This is a genomic window from Streptomyces sp. NBC_00425 (genome assembly GCF_036030735.1).
Taxonomy (GTDB): domain Bacteria; phylum Actinomycetota; class Actinomycetes; order Streptomycetales; family Streptomycetaceae; genus Streptomyces.
Window position 1 is genome coordinate 4254038 of the sequence record NZ_CP107928.1, and the last position, 17236, is coordinate 4271273.

Below are 17236 nucleotides of genomic sequence, written 5' to 3' on the forward strand. Positions count from 1 at the left end.
CGCCGCCGGGGCCGCCGGCGTGTGGTGGTCGGGTGACGGGCGGGACATGGCTACTGGATCACCACCTTGACGATGCCGGTGAGGGCGATCTGGGCGAGGGAGAGGGGGACGAGGAGGGTCCACGAGAACTTCTGCAGCTGGTCCTCGCGCAGCCGGGGGTAGGTGACGCGCAGCCAGATGACGAGGAAGGCGAGGACGGCCGTCTTGAGCAGGGTCCAGACCCAGCCGAGGCCGTCGGCGCCCCAGGGGCCGTGCCAGCCGCCCAGGAAGAGGACGGTGGTCAGCCCGCACAGGACGACGATCCCGGCGTACTCGGCGAGGAGGAAGAGAGCGAAGCGCAGGCCGGTGTACTCGGTGTACGCACCGAAGATGATCTCCGAGTCGGCGACCGGCATGTCGAAGGGAGGGCGCTGGAGTTCGGCCAGACCGGCGATGAAGAAGACGATCGCGCCGGTGATCTGCCAGGGCAGCCACCACCACTCGAACGCGTCGACGATGCCGGGCAGGGAGACCGTCCCGGCCGCCATCGCCACCGAGGCGGCGGTGAGCAGCATCGGCAGTTCGTAGGCGAGCAGCTGAGCGGCGGTGCGCAGGCCGCCGAGAAGGGAGAACTTGTTGGCGCTGGCCCAGCCCGCCATGAGGGAGCCGAGCACGCCGACGCCCATCACGGCGAGGACGAAGAAGATCCCCGCGTCCAGGACCTGGCCCACGGCGCCCTCGCCCGGGCCGATGGGGATGGCGAGGAGGACCAGCAGATACGGCAGGAGGGCCACGGCCGGCGCGAGCTGGAAGATACGGCGGTCCGCGCCCGCGGGGACGATGTCCTCCTTCTGCGCGAACTTCACGCCGTCCGCGACGAGCTGGGCCCAGCCGTGGAAGCCGCCCGCGTACATCGGGCCCAGGCGGCCCTGCATATGGGCCATCACCTTGTGCTCGGTCTGACCGACGATCAGGGGGAAGGTGAGGAAGACGACGAAGACGACCAGGAGTCGCAGGGCGACGTCGAGAGCGTCGTTCACTGCGGGCCTCCTGCAGGGTCGTCATCGGGGGCGGGACGCTCGGAGCCCGGACGCTCCGGACTCGGACGCTCGGAGGTCGAACGCCCGGAGCCGGGACGCTCCGCGCTGGACCCCCGGTCGCTCGGCTCCGGGCTCGCGTCGGGCTCGGGTGCCGGGCTCGCGTCGGGCTCGGGTGCCGGGCTCGCGTCGGGCTCGGGTGCCGGGCTTGTGTCGGGCTCGGGGGTCGGGGCCGAGGGGGACTCCGGCTCCGTCTTCGGCCGGCCCGCCGCCTGGGACTTCGGCATCGGCTTCGGCTCGGCTGCCTGCTCGCCTTCCGCTTTCGGACTCGGTCCGGACGTCTGCTCTTCGCCCGGCTGCGGCTTCGGCTTTTCGGGTGCCTGCGGCTTCGGCTCGGCTGTCGGCTCTTCGTCCGCCCGAGGCTTCGCCGCTTCGGGTGCCTGCAGGTCGGGGGCGATCGTCGGCTCTTCGCCCGCCTGGGGCTTTGGCTCTTCGGGTGCCTGTGGGGCGTCGAAGGCGGGGCGGGCGTGGTGCCAGGGGGCGTCGGACGAGCGGGAGGCCGTCGAGGGGCGGGCCGGGGGGGCGGAGGACGCCGCCGGGGGTTGGGGGAGCTGGGAGGCGGAGCCCTGGGAGGCGCTGCGGGCACGACGTGGTCCGGCCGGGGTTCCCGGGGTCCCGGGGGCCGAGGCAGGCGGTGCTGTCGCAGGCTGCGTGGGTGTCGTGCCGGGGTCGCCGGCGGTGTCGGACGCTGTCGCCGGCGGTGTGGACGCGGGCGGCGGTGTCGTCGTCGGGACCGTCTGGCTGGATGAGCCCTGTGATGACGTGCGGGCGCGGCGGACGGGGCGGTCGCCTGTCGCACGGGCGGCCGGGGTTCGGGCGGGCCGCGCCGGGGCCGGGGGGAGCTGACCCTTCAGGGGCCCCCACTCGTTGGGGTCGGGGACGCCCGGGGGAAGCATCTGCCGGCGCTTGGGGCCGCCGTGTTCGGACTCGCCGGGCTCCTTCGCGCCGGGCCAGGCCTTGGCGACACGGGCCGCCAGGACGAAGTCCTTGCGCAGGGGGTGGCCCTCGAAGGTCTCGGGAAGGAGGAGGTGGTCGAGTGCGGGGTGGCCCTCGAAGGCGACGCCGAACATTTCGTGCGTCTCGCGTTCGTGCCAGGCGGCGCCCGCGTAGACGTCGACGGCGGAGTCGAGGGTCGGGGCGTCGTGCGCGATGGTCGTGCGCACCAGCAGGCGGCGCACCGGGGACAGGGCCACGACGTGCGCGGAGACGCGGAAGCCGGTGCCGGGCTCGTCGACGGCGCTCAGCCAGTCGAAGTAGGTGCAGGACAGCCGGTCGCGGGCCACGCGCAGGGCGGAGGTCCAGGAGGCCGGCGGGACGTCCACGGTCAGGACGTCGTAGGACTCCTCGGCTGTGGCGTCCGGGCCGAAGAGGTCCTCGGCGGGGGCGGGGAGCCACCCGGTCGTGGTCATCGGTCCTCCTCGGCCGGCTCCGCCGGTGACGCCGGGGGGCGTACCAGGCCGCTCTGCAGGGCCGCGGTCGAGGGACGCGACGGGGCCGGGCGGGCGGGGGACGTGGCGTAGCGCTCGTCGAGGGACTCGCGCGCGATCTTCTCCTGGAGTTTGAGGATGCCCTGGAGCAGGGCTTCGGGGCGCGGCGGGCAGCCCGGCACGTAGACGTCGACCGGGATGATCTGGTCGACGCCCTTGGTCACCGAGTACGAGTCCCAGTAGGGGCCGCCGCAGTTGCTGCATGCGCCGAAGGAGATGACGTACTTCGGCTCGGGCATCTGCTCGTAGAGGCGCTTCACGGCCGGGGCCATCTTGTCCGTGACCGTGCCGGAGACGATCATCAGGTCGGCCTGCCGCGGACCCGGCGCGAAGGGGATGACGCCGAGGCGGATGAAGTCGTGGCGGGCCATCGAGGCGGCGATGAACTCGATCGCGCAGCAGGCGAGGCCGAAGTTGAAGACCCAGAGCGAGTAGCGGCGGCCCCAGTTCAGGATCACCTTCATCGGCTCGGGGGCGAGTCGGGCCAGCGTGCCGAGCCGCTTCGGCTCGGGCAGCAGAACAGGCTCCGAAGCCGCCTGTTCCAAAGTGGCCGGCCGCGGCGTGTTCGATTCCGGCGTCACGCCCATGTCAGGACGCCCTTCTTGTATGCGTACAGCAGGCCCACGGTGAGGAAGCCGAGGAAGACGAACATCTCGACGAGCGTGGTCGTGCCGTAGCCGGGGGCGGCGAAGACCGTCGCCCAGGGAAAGAGGAAGATCGAGTCGACCGCGAAGATCACGTAGAGGAAGGCGTAGACGTAGTAGCGGACCTGGGTGTGGGCCCAGCCCTCGCCGACGGGGTCGACTCCGCACTCGTACGTCAGAAGCTTCTCCGGGGTGGGGACCACCGGGCGCAGCAGGCGTCCCGCGCCGAAGGCGACGGCGACGAAGAGCACGCCGACGACGGCGAGCAGCCCGACGACGGAGTAGGACTGGAAGTAGTCGGCCGCATAGTCCGCCGCGACATCGACGGTCGGTTCCCGCACGTCCGTCCCCTCGCTCCCTGACCTCAGCCTCTTCGGCGGCAGGCCGGTTCGACGATCTGTACGCACGGGAGTCTAGGCCCTGATAAAGAGACGGTAAGCAGCCCGTCACAGGTCGGGACGCGAGGCGGGGGTTTTCCCCCGGTAGCGGAAGGCAGCAGACCTCATGGCGCGGGGTCGGGCGGGGCGGCAGGCTGACCCCTATGACCGCTTCCGCCAGCCGTTCCGCCGTCCCTCCGGGTTTCTTCGGACCACCGGGTTCGGAGCACGACGACGACCGTCCGCCTCCGGCCCGTCTCGCGTTCGATCCGCAGACGTGGCGGGAGATCGCGCATCTGCTGACCAATCTGCCGATGGCGTTGATCGGGTTCACCTATGTGATGACGGTGATCGTCACCGGGGCCGCGATGACCGTCACGGTGGTGGGGTTCCCGCTGCTCGCGCTCGGGCTGGGCGGGGCGCGGCTGATGGGCCGGTTCGAACGGGCCCGGGCGCGCAAGCTGCTCGGGGTGCGGATCGACGAGCCGAGCCCGCTGCCGTTGCGCAGAGCGGGCGGCCTTCTGCAGCGGATGTGGCTGGCGCTGAAGGACCCGGTGGCGTGGCGCACGGTGCTGTACGACCTGATCCGGCTGCCCTGGGGCGTTCTCACGTTCAGCGTGATGGTGCCCTCGCTGTTCGTGCTGTGGCCGGTGCTGCCGTTCCTGGCGCGCGGGCTCACCAACGCGGACCGGGCGATGGTGCGGGGTCTGCTCTCCCCGTCCGACGAGCTGGAGCGGCGCATCGCGGAGCTGGAGTCCGACCGCGGGGTCGTGGTCGACACGGCGGCCGCCGATCTACGGCGCATCGAACGCGATCTGCACGACGGGGCGCAGGCCCGGCTGGTGAACCTGGCGATGGGGCTGGGCCTGGCCAAGGAGAAGCTGCTGGAGGGGCGGGCCGACGACGTCGTGGCGGCGATGGTGGAGGAGGCGCACGGCGAGGTGAAGCTCGCGCTGCAGGAGCTGCGGGATCTGGCGCGCGGCATCCACCCGGCCGTCCTGACCGACCGGGGGCTGGACGCGGCGCTGTCCTCGGTGGCCTCGCGCTGCACGGTCCCGGTGAAGGTGACCGCCGACCTGACGAGCAGGCCGGCGCAGGCCATCGAGGGCATCGCCTACTTCACCGTCTCGGAGCTGCTGCAGAACGTCAGCAAGCACAGCGGGGCCCGGTCGGCCTCGGTCGAGGTGTGGCGGTCGGGCGACCGGCTGCTCATCCAGGTGTGGGACGACGGCCGGGGCGGCGCGCGGCTCGACGGCGGATCGGGGATGCAGGGGCTGGCGGAGCGGCTGGACGCGGTCGACGGGCTCTTCGTCGTGGAGTCGCCGGAGGGGGGTCCCACGACGGTGACCGCGGAGCTCCCCTGGCGGGACCGGGGCGGGAAGCCGTGACCGTGCGGGGTAGGGAAAACCCCCCTTCCGAGAGGCCGACGGACTCCATGGTCCGCGTGGCGGCCGGCGAGGAGGCTGGGAGGTACGGATCGACAGCCGCGCGATGAGCAGGGCCGAGCAGAACGGACGACGCCGATGGCCACCCAGTACAACCAGTACGGGCAGTACAACCAGTACGGGCAGTACGACCGGTACGGGCAGTACGACCGCTACGACGAGCACGCGGGGCGGGACGGGAACGGCCGTGACGTGCGCGGATACGGGCACGGAGGCGAGTCCGGGAGCGGGGCCGGGGAGCGTCGGCATCTGCTTCCGGCGGGGCTGCGGGAGCCGCTCACCGCGCGCCACTGGCGGGAGCTCGTGTACGTGCTGCTGAGCCTGCCGATCAGCATCGTGCTGTTCACGTTCGCGGTGACGATGCTGTCGCTCGGGGCGGGACTGCTGGTGACGTTCCTCGGCATCCCGGTGCTGGCGGCGGGCCTGACGGCGTGCCGGGGCTTCGGTGCGCTGGAGCGGGCCCGGGCGCGTGGGCTGCTCGGTCTGGAGGTGGCCGCCCCCGAGCCGCTGCGGCCGCGCGGAAGCGGTGCGATGGCCTGGATGGCGGCTGTCCTCAAGAGCGGCACGTCCTGGCGGAACGCCCTGTACGCGGTGCTGCACCTGCCGTGGGCGGTGTTCTCGTTCGGTGTCACCGTGGCGGTCTGGTCGGCCGGCTGGGGCATGCTGACGTATCCGCTGTGGTTCTGGGTATTCCCGATGTACGCAGGTCAGGGCGGCATCCAGCTGTACGGCGACGAACACCACAGCGTCTACCTCGACAACCCGTTCGAGATCGCCGTGACGGCGCTGGTGGGTCTGCTCATCACGCTGGCCACGCCGTGGATCGTGCGGGCGCTGACGACGGTGGACCGGCTGCTGGTGCACGGGCTGCTGGGGCCGTCGTCGCTGGGTGCGCGGGTGGTGGAGCTGGAGTCCGACCGCGGGGTCGTGGTGGACACCGCGGCGGCCGATCTGCGGCGCATCGAACGTGATCTGCACGACGGGGCGCAGGCCCGGCTGGTGGCGCTGGCGATGGATCTCGGGATGGCGAAGGAGAAGCTGCGGGACGACCCGCAGACGGCGGCGCGGATGGTCGGCGAGGCGCACGGCGAGGTGAAGACGGCTCTGCAGGAGCTGCGGGATCTGGCGCGCGGCATCCACCCGGCCGTCCTGACCGACCGGGGGCTGGACGCGGCGCTGTCCTCGGTGGCCTCGCGCTGCACGGTCCCGGTGAAGGTGGACGTGGACCTGTCCGAACGGCCGGCCGCGGCGATCGAGGGCATCGCCTACTTCACCGTCTCGGAGCTGCTGCAGAACGTCAGCAAGCACAGCGGGGCGCGATCGGCCTCGGTCGACGTGTGGCGGACGGAGAACCGGCTGATGCTGCAGGTGGCGGACGACGGGGTGGGCGGAGCGGACGCCTCCGGCGGAGGGTCGGGACTGGCCGGGCTCGCCGGACGGCTGGACTCGGTGGACGGGATCCTCGTCGTGGACTCACCGGCGGGCGGCCCTACCCGGATCACCGCGGAACTGCCCTGGCGGGGCGGTCGGATCTGAGACCGCCGGCCCACGGCCCTCCTCTCCCCCGGACTCCCGTCACCCCGCTCCCGGCCCCCTCCTCCCGGCTCCCGGCTCCCGCCCCTCCTCCCGTCGTCCGGCTCCGGCCTCCCCTCCTCCCCGTCACCGGGCTCCCGGTCCTCCTCCTCTCGTCGCCTCGGTCGGCGGCCGAAAGGCGGTGGGCCGGGGCCGTTTTCACGTCGTCCTCCAGCCGGGCCCGACTCTCGCCGGGTAGAGACGAGCCTGTTGCTGAAATGCTTGACTGGTTCGACCGACGGGTGGACGGCTGGGGGGCCGAGGATCGTGGAGGACAGGGTGCGGGTGGTCATCGCCGAGGATTCGGTGCTGTTGCGGGAGGGACTGACCCGGTTGCTCACCGACCGGGGACATGACGTGGTCGCGGGGGTCGGGGACGCCGAAGCCCTGGTCAAGACGATCACCGAGCTGGACGACGAGGGCGCGCTGCCCGACGTCGTCGTCGCGGACGTGCGGATGCCGCCGACCCACACGGACGAGGGAGTGCGGGCCGCCGTCCAACTGCGCAAGGCGCACCCCGGACTCGGCGTGCTGGTGCTGTCACAGTACGTGGAGGAGAGGTACGCCACCGAACTGCTGGCCGGTTCCAGTCGCGGGGTCGGATATCTCCTCAAGGACCGCGTGGCCGAGGTGCGGGAGTTCGTGGACGCCGTGGTGCGGGTCGCCCAGGGCGGCACCGCGCTGGACCCGGAGGTCGTGGCGCAACTGCTCGGGCGGAGCCGGAAGCAGGACGTGCTGGCCGGACTCACCCCTCGGGAGCGGGAGGTCCTCGGGCTGATGGCCGAGGGCCGGACGAACTCGGCGGTCGCCCGGCAGCTGGTCGTCAGCGACGGAGCCGTCGAGAAGCATGTCAGCAATATCTTCCTGAAGCTCGGGCTGTCTCCGAGTGACGGAGATCACCGCCGCGTACTGGCAGTTCTCACCTACCTGAATTCATAAACAGATGGCACTGTGCCGTGCGTCGGGTGAGGAAAGCAGAGGGGGGAACTCGGAGGAAGCGGTGGAGAAACACCACAGAACCGCGGCGGGATTCCGGAGCGTCTAACGGAGTTGCGCCGGGGGGCGGGAAATCATGGTTAGCGGGGGTGCCGGGCCGTCTCGGGACAGTGACCGTCATACGAATGGCCGAAGGAAGGCGACCCTTACAGACGTAGGGTTGATCCGCGGAGGGCCTTCGGGAAGAGCGCTCCGGGACAGCCGCCTCGAGGGAGGTCCAGTTCAGTGACCAGTCAGGTCAGCCCAGCAGAACAGGCCGACGGAACCGACGGAGCGGATGCGACCGTCGTGGGAGAGCAGCGCACACCCGGGGGGACGAAGGACGTCCGCCGCCTCGACCGGGTGATCATCAGGTTCGCGGGGGACTCCGGCGACGGCATGCAGTTGACCGGTGATCGTTTCACTTCGGAGACGGCGTCCTTCGGCAACGACCTGTCGACACTGCCGAACTTCCCGGCCGAGATCCGCGCGCCTGCGGGAACGCTGCCCGGGGTGTCGTCGTTCCAGCTGCATTTCGCCGATCACGACATCCTCACTCCGGGCGACGCGCCGAATGTTCTGGTGGCCATGAACCCGGCGGCGCTGAAGGCGAACATCGCCGATGTGCCGCGCGGCGCCCAGATCATCGTCAACACGGATGAGTTCACCAAACGCGCCATGCAGAAAGTCGGGTACGCGGCCTCGCCGCTGGAGGACGGCTCCCTCGACGGATATCAGCTCCATCCGGTCCCGTTGACCACTCTGACCGTCGAGGCTCTCAAGGAATTCGACCTCACCCGTAAAGAGGCCGAGCGCAGCAAGAACATGTTCGCGCTCGGTCTCTTGTCGTGGATGTACCACCGGCCCACCGAGGGCACCGAGAAGTTCCTGAGGTCGAAGTTCGCGAAGAAGCCCGACATCGCGGCCGCCAACATCGCCGCGTTCCGGGCGGGCTGGAACTTCGGGGAGACGACCGAGGACTTCGCGGTGTCCTACGAGGTCGCGCCGGCCGCGCAGGCCTTCCCGGCCGGCGTCTACCGCAACATCTCCGGCAACCTGGCCCTGTCCTACGGCCTGATCGCCGCCTCCCGGCAGGCGGATCTGCCGTTGTTCCTGGGCTCGTATCCGATCACGCCGGCCTCGGACATCCTGCACGAGCTGTCGAAGCACAAGAACTTCGGCGTGCGCACCTTCCAGGCCGAGGACGAGATCGCCGGGATCGGCGCGGCGCTGGGCGCGGCCTTCGGCGGCAGCCTGGCCGTCACCACGACGTCCGGTCCGGGCGTGGCCCTCAAGTCGGAGACGATCGGCCTCGCCGTGTCGCTGGAGCTGCCGCTGCTCGTGATCGACATCCAGCGCGGCGGGCCGTCGACGGGGTTGCCGACCAAGACCGAGCAGGCGGACCTGCTCCAGGCGATGTACGGGCGCAACGGCGAGGCCCCGGTGCCGATCGTGGCCCCGCGCACCCCCGCCGACTGCTTCGACGCCGCACTGGACGCCGCCCGTATCGCCCTCACCTACCGCACCCCGGTGTTCCTGCTCTCCGACGGCTATCTGGCCAACGGCTCGGAGCCGTGGCGCGTCCCGTCACCGGACGAACTGCCTGATCTGCGGGTGCAGTTCGCGCAGGGCCCCAACCACACCCTGGCCGACGGCACCGAGGTGTTCTGGCCCTACAAGCGCGATCCGCACACCCTGGCGCGCCCCTGGGCGATCCCCGGCACGCCGGGACTGGAGCACCGCATCGGCGGGATCGAGAAGCAGGACGGCACGGGCAACATCTCCTACGACCCGGCCAACCACGACTTCATGGTCCGCACCCGCCAGGCCAAGATCGACGGCATCGACGTCCCGGACCTCGAGGTCGACGACCCGCACGCCGCCCGGACCCTGGTACTGGGCTGGGGCTCCACCTACGGCCCGATCACCGCGGCGGTACGGCGGCTGCGCGCCGCCGGGACGCCGATCGCGCAGGCCCATCTGCGCCACCTGAATCCCTTCCCGCGCAACCTCGCAGCGGTGCTGAAGGGGTACGACAAGGTGATCGTCCCCGAGATGAACCTCGGCCAGCTCGCCACCCTCATCCGCGCCCGCTATCTCGTCGACGCCCACTCCTACAACCAGGTCAACGGCATGCCGTTCAAAGCCGAGCAGCTCGCCGCGGCGCTCAAGGAGGCCATCGATGACTGAGACGTCGACACACCGCCCCGGCGGCACGACCGAGGCGCTCGCCCTCGTGCCCAAGGCCGAGGCCCGGCAGTCCATGAAGGACTTCAAGTCGGACCAGGAGGTGCGCTGGTGCCCGGGCTGCGGCGACTACGCGATCCTCGCCGCCGTGCAGGGCTTCATGCCCGAACTCGGCCTGGCCAAGGAGAACATCGTCTTCGTCTCCGGGATCGGCTGCTCCTCGCGCTTCCCGTACTACATGAACACCTACGGCATGCACTCCATCCACGGCCGCGCCCCCGCCATCGCCACCGGCCTGGCCTCCTCGCGCCGCGACCTGTCCGTCTGGGTCGTCACCGGCGACGGCGACGCCCTCTCCATCGGCGGCAACCACCTCATCCACGCCCTGCGCCGCAACGTCAACCTCAAGATCCTGCTCTTCAACAACCGGATCTACGGCCTCACCAAGGGCCAGTACTCCCCCACATCGGAAGTCGGCAAGATCACCAAGTCGACCCCCATGGGCTCCCTCGACTCGCCCTTCAACCCGGTGTCCCTCGCCATCGGAGCGGAGGCCTCCTTCGTCGCCCGCACCGTCGACTCCGACCGCAAGCACCTCACCGACGTGCTGCGCCAGGCGGCCGCCCACCCCGGCACCGCGCTGGTCGAGATCTACCAGAACTGCAACATCTTCAACGACGGGGCGTTCGACGCCCTGAAGGACCGTGAGACCGCCGAGGACGCGGTGATCCGGCTGGAGCACGGACAGCCCATCCGGTTCGGGACGGGTCTGGCCAAGGGAGTCGTCCGCGACCCGGCGACCGGCGATCTGAAGGTGGTGGCGGTGACGCCGGAGAACGAGGGCGACGTCCTGGTCCACGACGCGCACGCCACGTCCCCGACCACGGCCTTCGCCCTCTCCCGTCTCGCGGACCCCGACACCCTCCACCACACGCCCATCGGCGTGCTGCGCTCGGTGGAACGGCCCGTCTACGACACGCAGATGGCGGACCAGCTCGACGACGCCGTCGAACAACACGGCAAGGGCGACCTCGCCGCGCTGCTGGCGGGCGGCGACACCTGGACCGTCGCCGGCTGAGGCGTACGCCGCGCTCGGACGCGGTGAGCGGCCGGCGGAGCGTGCGGAAGCGACGCGTGCGGGGCGATCGGCGCGTGCGGGGCGATCGGCGCGCGGACGCGGTGAGCGGTCAGTTGGCCCGGGACCTGTGGTCCCGGGCCTCGTCGTATGCCTGGCGGGCCTTTTCCACGTCGGACATGCGCCGGTGCGTCCAGTCGGCCAGTGCGCGCACCTGCTCCGCGGCCTCCCGGCCGAGGTCGGTCAGGGAGTAGTCGACGCGGGGCGGGATCACCGGCTTGGCGTCGCGGTGGACCAGTCCGTCGCGCTCCAGGGTCTGCAGGGTCTGGGTCAGCATCTTCTCGCTGACCCGCCCGATCGCTCGGCGCAGCTCGCTGAACCGGTACGAGCGGTCGAGGAGGTGGATCAGCACGAGGACGCCCCATCGGCTGGTGAGGTGCTCCAGGACCAGACGGTGCGGGCACATCGTGTCATCGACCCTCGAGGTACTTACTGCCATGCCAGTACCTTACTTCAAAGTGGGTACTTTCGCTCAGTTAGCGCACTCTCTATGGTTAGTGCATCACCGCAGCCCCCACCAGGAGTGTCTGAGCCATGAGCATCGTCGTCACCGGAGCCACCGGAAACCTCGGCCGTCACGTCGTCGAGCAGCTGCTGGAGAAGGTTCCCGCAGAGCAGATAACAGCCGTCGTGCGCGACGAGGCCAGGGCCGCCGACCTCGCGGCCCGCGGTGTCAGGCTCGCCGTCGCCGACTACAACGCGCCCGAGACCTTCGACGGCCTCTTCGCCGCCGGCGACAAGGTGCTCCTCGTCTCCGGCAACGAGTTCGACAAGGGCCGCGTCGGCCAGCACAAGGTCGTCATCGAGGCCGCGAAGGCCGCAGGCGTCGCCCTCCTCGCCTACACCAGCGCCCCCGGCTCGCTGACCGCCGCTCTCGCCGACGACCACAAGGGCACGGAAGCGGCGCTCCTCGAGTCCGGCGTCCCCTACTCGCTGCTGCGCAACGGCTGGTACAACGAGAACTACACCGAGCAGCTGGCCCCCGTGCTCCAGACCGACGCCGTCACCCAGGCCACCGGCGAGGGCCGCGTCGCCTCCGCCGCCCGGGCCGACTACGCCGCCGCCGCGGTGGCCGTCCTCACCGGCGAGGGGCACGAGAACACGACCTACGAGCTGAGCGGCGACACCGCCTGGAGCTTCGCCGAGTACGCCGCCGAGCTGAGCCGGCAGACCGGGCGGGAGATCACCTACAACGCCGTCTCGGTCGACGACTTCGTCGGCATCCTGACGACCCACGCAGGACTCCCGGGCCCGTTCGCCGCGATCCTGGGCGGCGTGGAGGCGTCCATCGCGAAGGGCGAGCTGGCCGGCACCAGCGGCGACCTGTCCCGGCTGACCGGACGCCCCACCACGCCGATCGCCGACTCGATCGCGCTCGCGCTCAAGGGCTGACGCGCCCCGCGCGGGTGCGCGAGGCCACCGCACCCCCGCCTGTCATGACCGTATGGCGATACGGGCATGACAGGCGGGGGTGCTCGGCGTTACCGTCGTCCACGCATGCCTGACGTGGGAGGGCCTGTCGCGAGAGAGAGGGGCCCGTGGTGGCCGGGACGTCGAAGAGTGAGGGCCGGATAGGTCTGCTGAACGGCTTCGCGGCGTACGGGATGTGGGGCCTCGTGCCGCTCTTCTGGCCGCTGCTCAAACCGGCCGGGGCGACCGAGATCCTCGCCCACCGCATGGTGTGGTCCCTCGCCTTCGTCGGTGTCGCGCTGCTCGTGGTGCGGCGCTGGGCGTGGGCCGGAGAGCTGCTGCGGCAGCCTCGCCGACTGGCGCTCGTGGTGGTCGCCGCAGCCGTCATCACCGTGAACTGGGGCGTCTACATCTGGGCCGTCAACAGCGGCCATGTGGTCGAGGCGTCCCTCGGGTACTTCATCAACCCACTGGTCACCATCGCCATGGGGGTGCTGATCCTCAAGGAACGGCTGCGGCCCGTGCAGTGGGTGGCGGTCGGCGTCGGCTTCGCGGCGGTGCTGGTGCTGACCGTCGGCTACGGCCACCCGCCGTGGATCTCCCTCTGCCTCGCCTTCTCGTTCGCCACCTACGGGCTGGTGAAGAAGAAGGTCAACCTCGGCGGGGTCGAGTCGCTGACCGCCGAGACCGCCGTGCAGTTCCTGCCCGCCCTGGCCTACCTGATCTGGCTTTCCGCGCACGGCCACGCCACCTTCACGACGGAGGGCACGGGACACGCTGCGCTCCTCGCCTCCACCGGTGTCGTCACCGCCCTCCCCCTCGTCTGCTTCGGCGCGGCGGCGATCCGCGTGCCGCTGTCCACGCTGGGTCTGCTGCAGTACCTGGCGCCCGTCTTCCAGTTCCTGCTCGGCGTCGTCTACTTCGGCGAGGCGATGCCGCCCGAGCGGTGGGCCGGCTTCGGTCTGGTCTGGCTCGCGCTGGTGCTGCTCACCGCGGACGCGTGGCGCTTCGCGCGCCGTCCGAAGAGGCACGTCGAGGTGACCGAGGCGTCGATGGCGACACCCGCGCCCGCCGACGCCTGACGACCGGCCCCCTTCCCGGCGATCCCCGGGCGCGGCGGCGCACTCGCTGGTTGAGTGGACGGCATGACGCAGACACCCGCATCACCGGCCTCCCCCGCATCGTCGGCCTCCCCTGCATCGCCGACCGCCTCCGCGTCGGCCGCCGAGACCGCCTCGACGGGGGCGGCCGCGCCCACGCCCGTGCACTGGAAGCTCGTGATCGACGCCGCCGACCCGCACGCGCAGGCCGACTTCTGGGCCGCCGCGCTGCACTACACGGCCGAGGACAACGGCGCTCTCATCGAGCGGCTGCTGGAGCTGGGCGCGCTGCCGGGTGCGGCGACGGTGGAGTTCCACGGCCGGCCGGCCTTCCGGGACCTGGTCGCCGTGCGCCACCCGGACGACCCGTACGACCCCGACAGCGGGACCGGACTCGGGCGGCGGCTGCTGTTCCAGCGGGTGCCGGAGGCCAAGACCGCGAAGAACCGGCTCCATCTGGATCTGCACCCCGGAGCGGAACGACGGGCCGAGGAGGTGGCGCGGCTGACGGCGCTGGGGGCGGGCGTGCTGCGGGAGGTGAAGGAGCCGTCCGGCCACTGGGTGGTGATGGCCGACCCCGAGGGGAACGAGTTCTGCGTGCACTAGACCGCACGGCGGGGCGCTGTGTCCGGGGTGACCTGCGCCCCGGGGTGACCTGCGCCCCGGGCCGGCGGGTGTCCGGGGTTGCCGGGTGTCCGGGGTTGCGGGTCCGCGGTGGCGGGTGTGCGGGGCTGCGGGTGTCCGCGGTGGCGGGTGTCCGGGCGCTGACGCCCGATGTCGGCGTCCTGGTGCCGCCCTGCGGCCGACGCCGCTGTGTCCTGCGGCCGGGGTCCTGGTGTCCTGCGGCCGGCGTCCCTGGTACGGGGTGTCGGGCCCGGGGTGCGGCCCCGGGGTGTCGGGTCCCGTGTCCGGTCGGCGCTCTTGACGCGTAGTCAGTGAGAGTTCACCATCCTGGAACCCCACTCACTGTGGAATCCCTGTGATCCGGTGATTCCCGAGGAATTCGGAGCCCCCACATGAAGCTCCCCGTCTCCGGCCGCGCGGCGGTCGCTGGCGCCGCCTCGATTGTCATGCTCCTGACCGTAGGATCGACGGTCGGCGCGGCCCCCGCACCCGGGTCCGCCCCCCTCGCCGCCGCTCCCGACATCCCCGTGGCCAACGTCAAGGCACACCTCGCCCAGCTGCAGTCCATAGCCACCGCCAACGGCGGCAACCGCGCCCACGGCCGGGCCGGCTACAAGGCCTCGCTCGACTACGCGAAGGCCAAGCTGGACGCCGCCGGGTACACCACCGTCGTCCAGCAGTTCACGTCGTCCGGGCGCACCGGCTACAACCTGATCGCCGACTGGCCCGGCGGCAACACCGGCCAGGTCGTCATGGCCGGCTCCCACCTCGACAGCGTCACGGCCGGTGCGGGCATCAACGACAACGGCTCCGGTTCGGCGGCCGTGCTGGAGCTCGCCCTGACCGTCGCCCGGACCGGCTACCAGCCCACCAAGCACCTGCGGTTCGCCTGGTGGGGCGCGGAGGAACTGGGCATGGTCGGCTCCCGGTACTACGTCAACAACCTGTCCTCGACGAACCGCGCCCGTATCAGCGGCTACCTCAACTTCGACATGATCGGCTCGCCGAACCCCGGCTACTTCGTCTACGACGACGATCCGACCATCGAGAAGACCTTCAAGGACTACTTCGCCGGCATCGGCGTCCCGACGGAGATCGAGACCGAGGGCGACGGCCGCTCCGACCACGCCCCCTTCAAGAACGCGGGCGTGCCGGTGGGCGGTCTGTTCAGCGGAGCCGACTACACCAAGACGGCGGCGCAGGCGGCCAAGTGGGGCGGCACGTCCGGTCGGGCCTTCGACCGCTGCTACCACTCGTCCTGCGACACCTCAGCCAACATCGACGACACGGCCCTGAACCGCAACGCGGACGCAGCCGCGTACGCCGTCTGGACGCTGTCCTCCTGACGGAGGCTCCGTCCCCGTCGTCCTGCCCGGGGCGCGGCCCGCGCCGCGCCCCGGTGCGTCGTGGTCGTCACCCGCCTGCCCTGCGGGCGCGTGCGGCCAGCCGGAGCATGCGCGCGCGGGCCGACTCCAGTTCCTCGACGTCGTCCGCGGCGGGACCCTCCTCGGCGGTGAGCTCCGTCCACAGGCCGAGGAGTTCCGTCCCCAGGTTCAGGCCCTGGAACGGGTCGCGCACCGCGCGCCAGGCCGCGGCCGCGCTCTGGACGTTGCCGTACGCGCCCTCCGCGTCCCGGGCGCAGCGGTGGATGCGGGCCAGTTCGAGGGAGAGATGGAAGGCCCGCAGCGGGTCGCCCGCCAAGTAGGCGATGTAGGCGGTGAGTTCGCGCAGCCGGAGCACTTCGGGGTGCTCCGGGCCCAGCGTCCCGGACGCCTCCAGCACAGTCCGCTCCGCGAGGCCGGTCGCGACGTCCGTCCGGCCCGCCCGTACGGCCTCGTTGATCCGCGCGATCGGCTCGGCGAGGAGCGTGGGCGCTCCGTCGGCGCCCTGAAGGGTGCGGGGATCGTCCCCGAGCACCGCCTCCGCGACCGCGTCGAAGCCCCGGGCGGGGGTGGGTTTGGGGTCGGGGTCCAGGCCCGGGACGGAGATGAGCTCCTCGGGGACGAACGGCGTGGGGCCGGGGGTCGAGGTGAGGGTGGAGGAGGCGGTGGAGACCGGAAGCGGCAGCGGGATCGGAACCGAGGGCGGGTTCGGCGCCGGGGGCGGCATCGGGGTCCGGGTCGGGGTTGCGGTCGGGGCCGGGGCGGCGGATTCCGGGTCCGGCTGCTCGTCCATGGCCGGGGGCGGGCCGAACACACCGGTCGGGGCGGCGACCGTGCCGGGGGCAGGAAGGGCACCCGGGGCTTCCCCGGAGGCCGGCCCGGAACTCGTCGCGCCTTCCGGCTCGGGGCCCGAGTCCGGCAGGGTCCGGAGCACGTACGTGGGTGCCGCGTCCGAGCCTGGCGTCCGCGCCGCTTCGGCCTGTGCCTCTGCTCCCGCGTCCGCCTTCGCCTCCGTCTCGGGCACCGTGCGCAAGGGGAACGTGGGGGTGGCGTCCCGCACCGGCTCGGACACCGGGCGCAGGAGGTGCGTGGCGCCGTCCCGCCGGGGCTGGGACGGCCGTCCGTCCCCGTCCCCGTCCTGGACGACGGCGGGCGCGGCAGGGGCAACCGGCGCGAACGGCGCGAACGGCGCGAACGGCGCGGAACTCGCCGGAGCCGGGGTCGGCGAGCTCCGAGCTGGCGAGCTTGGCGCCGACGAGCTTGGCGCCGACGAGCTTGAGGCTCCGCCCGGCGACGTCGCCGGGGATTCGTCGGGCACGACCGGCGGAGCGACGACCGTCAGAGCGGGAGCCGGAGCCGCGGCCGGCGGAGCCGGGGTCCGGGTCGCCGGAGTCGGGGTGACGACCGCCGGAGCCGCGGCCGGGGCGGCCGGTGTGCGCAGGGGCTCCGCCGCGAAGTGGCTGGAGCCGTCCGGGTCCACGCGTAGAGGGACGACGTAACCGATGCGTTCGTCGTGGACGGTGGCGAGGACCGGGTGGCCGGTGGCGAGGGCGATGCGGTGCAGGTGGCCGAGGACGGCGCGCTGGATCTCCTCGCCGTCGGCCGCCGCGACCGGCACACCGCCTATCGTCGCCGCCCCGCCGGCGCCCCCGCGCACGTGGACGTCGAGCGGTGCCACGGCGACCGGGCGGTCGGCGTGCTTCTGTTCCCGCTTCTTCTCGCGGCTGAGTCGAGACATCGGTTCCTCACTCGGATGCGCCGTCACGCTCCGGTCGTCCACGTACGCATACATGTACACGTACTGTTGAGTCTCTCCGAGCGC

Annotated in this window: 15 protein-coding genes; 9 read left to right on the forward strand and 6 right to left on the reverse strand. The window is 71.7% G+C overall.

Features of this window, described 5'->3' with window-relative positions; genetic code table 11:
• Positions 1 to 50 precede the first annotated feature (50 nt).
• Genes OHS82_RS18150 through OHS82_RS18165 form a run of 4 tightly spaced genes read right to left on the reverse strand, consistent with a single transcriptional unit; the run spans position 51 to position 3548 of the window.
• The gene (locus OHS82_RS18150; protein WP_057584715.1) at positions 51 to 1019 is read right to left on the reverse strand and encodes a complex I subunit 1/NuoH family protein; all 969 of its coding nucleotides are present in this window, start codon (positions 1017 to 1019) and stop codon (positions 51 to 53) included.
• A complete protein-coding gene (locus OHS82_RS18155) occupies positions 1016 to 2485 on the reverse strand; it encodes an NADH-quinone oxidoreductase subunit C (protein ID WP_328434145.1) in 1470 nt (489 codons plus the stop codon). The genes OHS82_RS18150 and OHS82_RS18155 overlap by 4 nt, the downstream gene beginning before the upstream one ends.
• Positions 2482 to 3150: an NADH-quinone oxidoreductase subunit B gene (locus tag OHS82_RS18160; RefSeq protein ID WP_057584716.1), complete on the reverse strand. Its 669-nt coding sequence runs from the start codon at positions 3148 to 3150 to the stop codon at positions 2482 to 2484. Before OHS82_RS18160 ends, OHS82_RS18155 begins: the two co-directional genes overlap by 4 nt.
• Complete coding sequence (locus OHS82_RS18165; protein ID WP_057584717.1) at positions 3141 to 3548, reverse strand: NADH-quinone oxidoreductase subunit A; 408 nt, start codon at positions 3546 to 3548, stop codon at positions 3141 to 3143. Before OHS82_RS18165 ends, OHS82_RS18160 begins: the two co-directional genes overlap by 10 nt.
• Positions 3549 to 3748: 200 nt before the next feature.
• On the opposite strand from OHS82_RS18165, the gene OHS82_RS18170 reads away from it, so the two are divergent.
• From OHS82_RS18170 to OHS82_RS18190, 5 genes are all read left to right on the forward strand, one after another.
• Positions 3749 to 4972, forward strand: a complete 1224-nt coding sequence (locus OHS82_RS18170; RefSeq protein WP_328434146.1) for a sensor histidine kinase — start codon at positions 3749 to 3751, stop codon at positions 4970 to 4972.
• Between the two features lie 135 nt (positions 4973 to 5107).
• Positions 5108 to 6565 carry a sensor histidine kinase gene (locus tag OHS82_RS18175; RefSeq protein ID WP_328434147.1) on the forward strand — a complete coding sequence of 486 codons (1458 nt, stop codon included), beginning with the start codon at positions 5108 to 5110 and terminating at the stop codon, positions 6563 to 6565.
• A gap of 315 nt (positions 6566 to 6880) precedes the next feature.
• On the forward strand, positions 6881 to 7540 hold the full coding sequence (locus tag OHS82_RS18180; protein ID WP_057584718.1) for a response regulator transcription factor: 660 nt from the start codon (positions 6881 to 6883) through the stop codon (positions 7538 to 7540).
• Positions 7541 to 7822: 282 nt separating this feature from the next.
• Complete coding sequence (locus tag OHS82_RS18185; protein WP_328434148.1) at positions 7823 to 9766, forward strand: 2-oxoacid:acceptor oxidoreductase subunit alpha; 1944 nt, start codon at positions 7823 to 7825, stop codon at positions 9764 to 9766.
• Positions 9759 to 10841: a 2-oxoacid:ferredoxin oxidoreductase subunit beta gene (locus OHS82_RS18190; protein ID WP_328434149.1), complete on the forward strand. Its 1083-nt coding sequence runs from the start codon at positions 9759 to 9761 to the stop codon at positions 10839 to 10841. Before OHS82_RS18185 ends, OHS82_RS18190 begins: the two co-directional genes overlap by 8 nt.
• 109 nt (positions 10842 to 10950) lie before the next feature.
• On the opposite strand, the gene OHS82_RS18195 is transcribed toward OHS82_RS18190, so the two are convergent.
• Positions 10951 to 11337 carry a winged helix-turn-helix transcriptional regulator gene (locus tag OHS82_RS18195; RefSeq protein WP_057584860.1) on the reverse strand — a complete coding sequence of 129 codons (387 nt, stop codon included), beginning with the start codon at positions 11335 to 11337 and terminating at the stop codon, positions 10951 to 10953.
• Positions 11338 to 11432: 95 nt separating this feature from the next.
• On the opposite strand from OHS82_RS18195, the gene OHS82_RS18200 reads away from it, so the two are divergent.
• The 4 genes from OHS82_RS18200 (at position 11433) to OHS82_RS18215 (ending at position 15378) form a co-directional block, all read left to right on the forward strand.
• Complete coding sequence (locus OHS82_RS18200; protein WP_057584859.1) at positions 11433 to 12290, forward strand: SDR family oxidoreductase; 858 nt, start codon at positions 11433 to 11435, stop codon at positions 12288 to 12290.
• Positions 12291 to 12439: 149 nt separating this feature from the next.
• The gene (rarD, locus tag OHS82_RS18205; protein ID WP_057584867.1) at positions 12440 to 13390 is read left to right on the forward strand and encodes an EamA family transporter RarD; all 951 of its coding nucleotides are present in this window, start codon (positions 12440 to 12442) and stop codon (positions 13388 to 13390) included.
• A gap of 63 nt (positions 13391 to 13453) precedes the next feature.
• Complete coding sequence (locus OHS82_RS18210) at positions 13454 to 14014, forward strand: VOC family protein (RefSeq protein ID WP_328434150.1); 561 nt, start codon at positions 13454 to 13456, stop codon at positions 14012 to 14014.
• A 410-nt stretch (positions 14015 to 14424) separates the two neighbouring features.
• Positions 14425 to 15378 (forward strand): M28 family metallopeptidase, encoded by a 954-nt coding sequence (locus OHS82_RS18215; protein WP_328434151.1) that lies wholly within the window; start codon positions 14425 to 14427, stop codon positions 15376 to 15378.
• A gap of 67 nt (positions 15379 to 15445) precedes the next feature.
• On the opposite strand, the gene OHS82_RS18220 is transcribed toward OHS82_RS18215, so the two are convergent.
• On the reverse strand, positions 15446 to 17152 hold the full coding sequence (locus OHS82_RS18220; protein ID WP_328434152.1) for a tetratricopeptide repeat protein: 1707 nt from the start codon (positions 17150 to 17152) through the stop codon (positions 15446 to 15448).
• Positions 17153 to 17236: the final 84 nt, after the last annotated feature.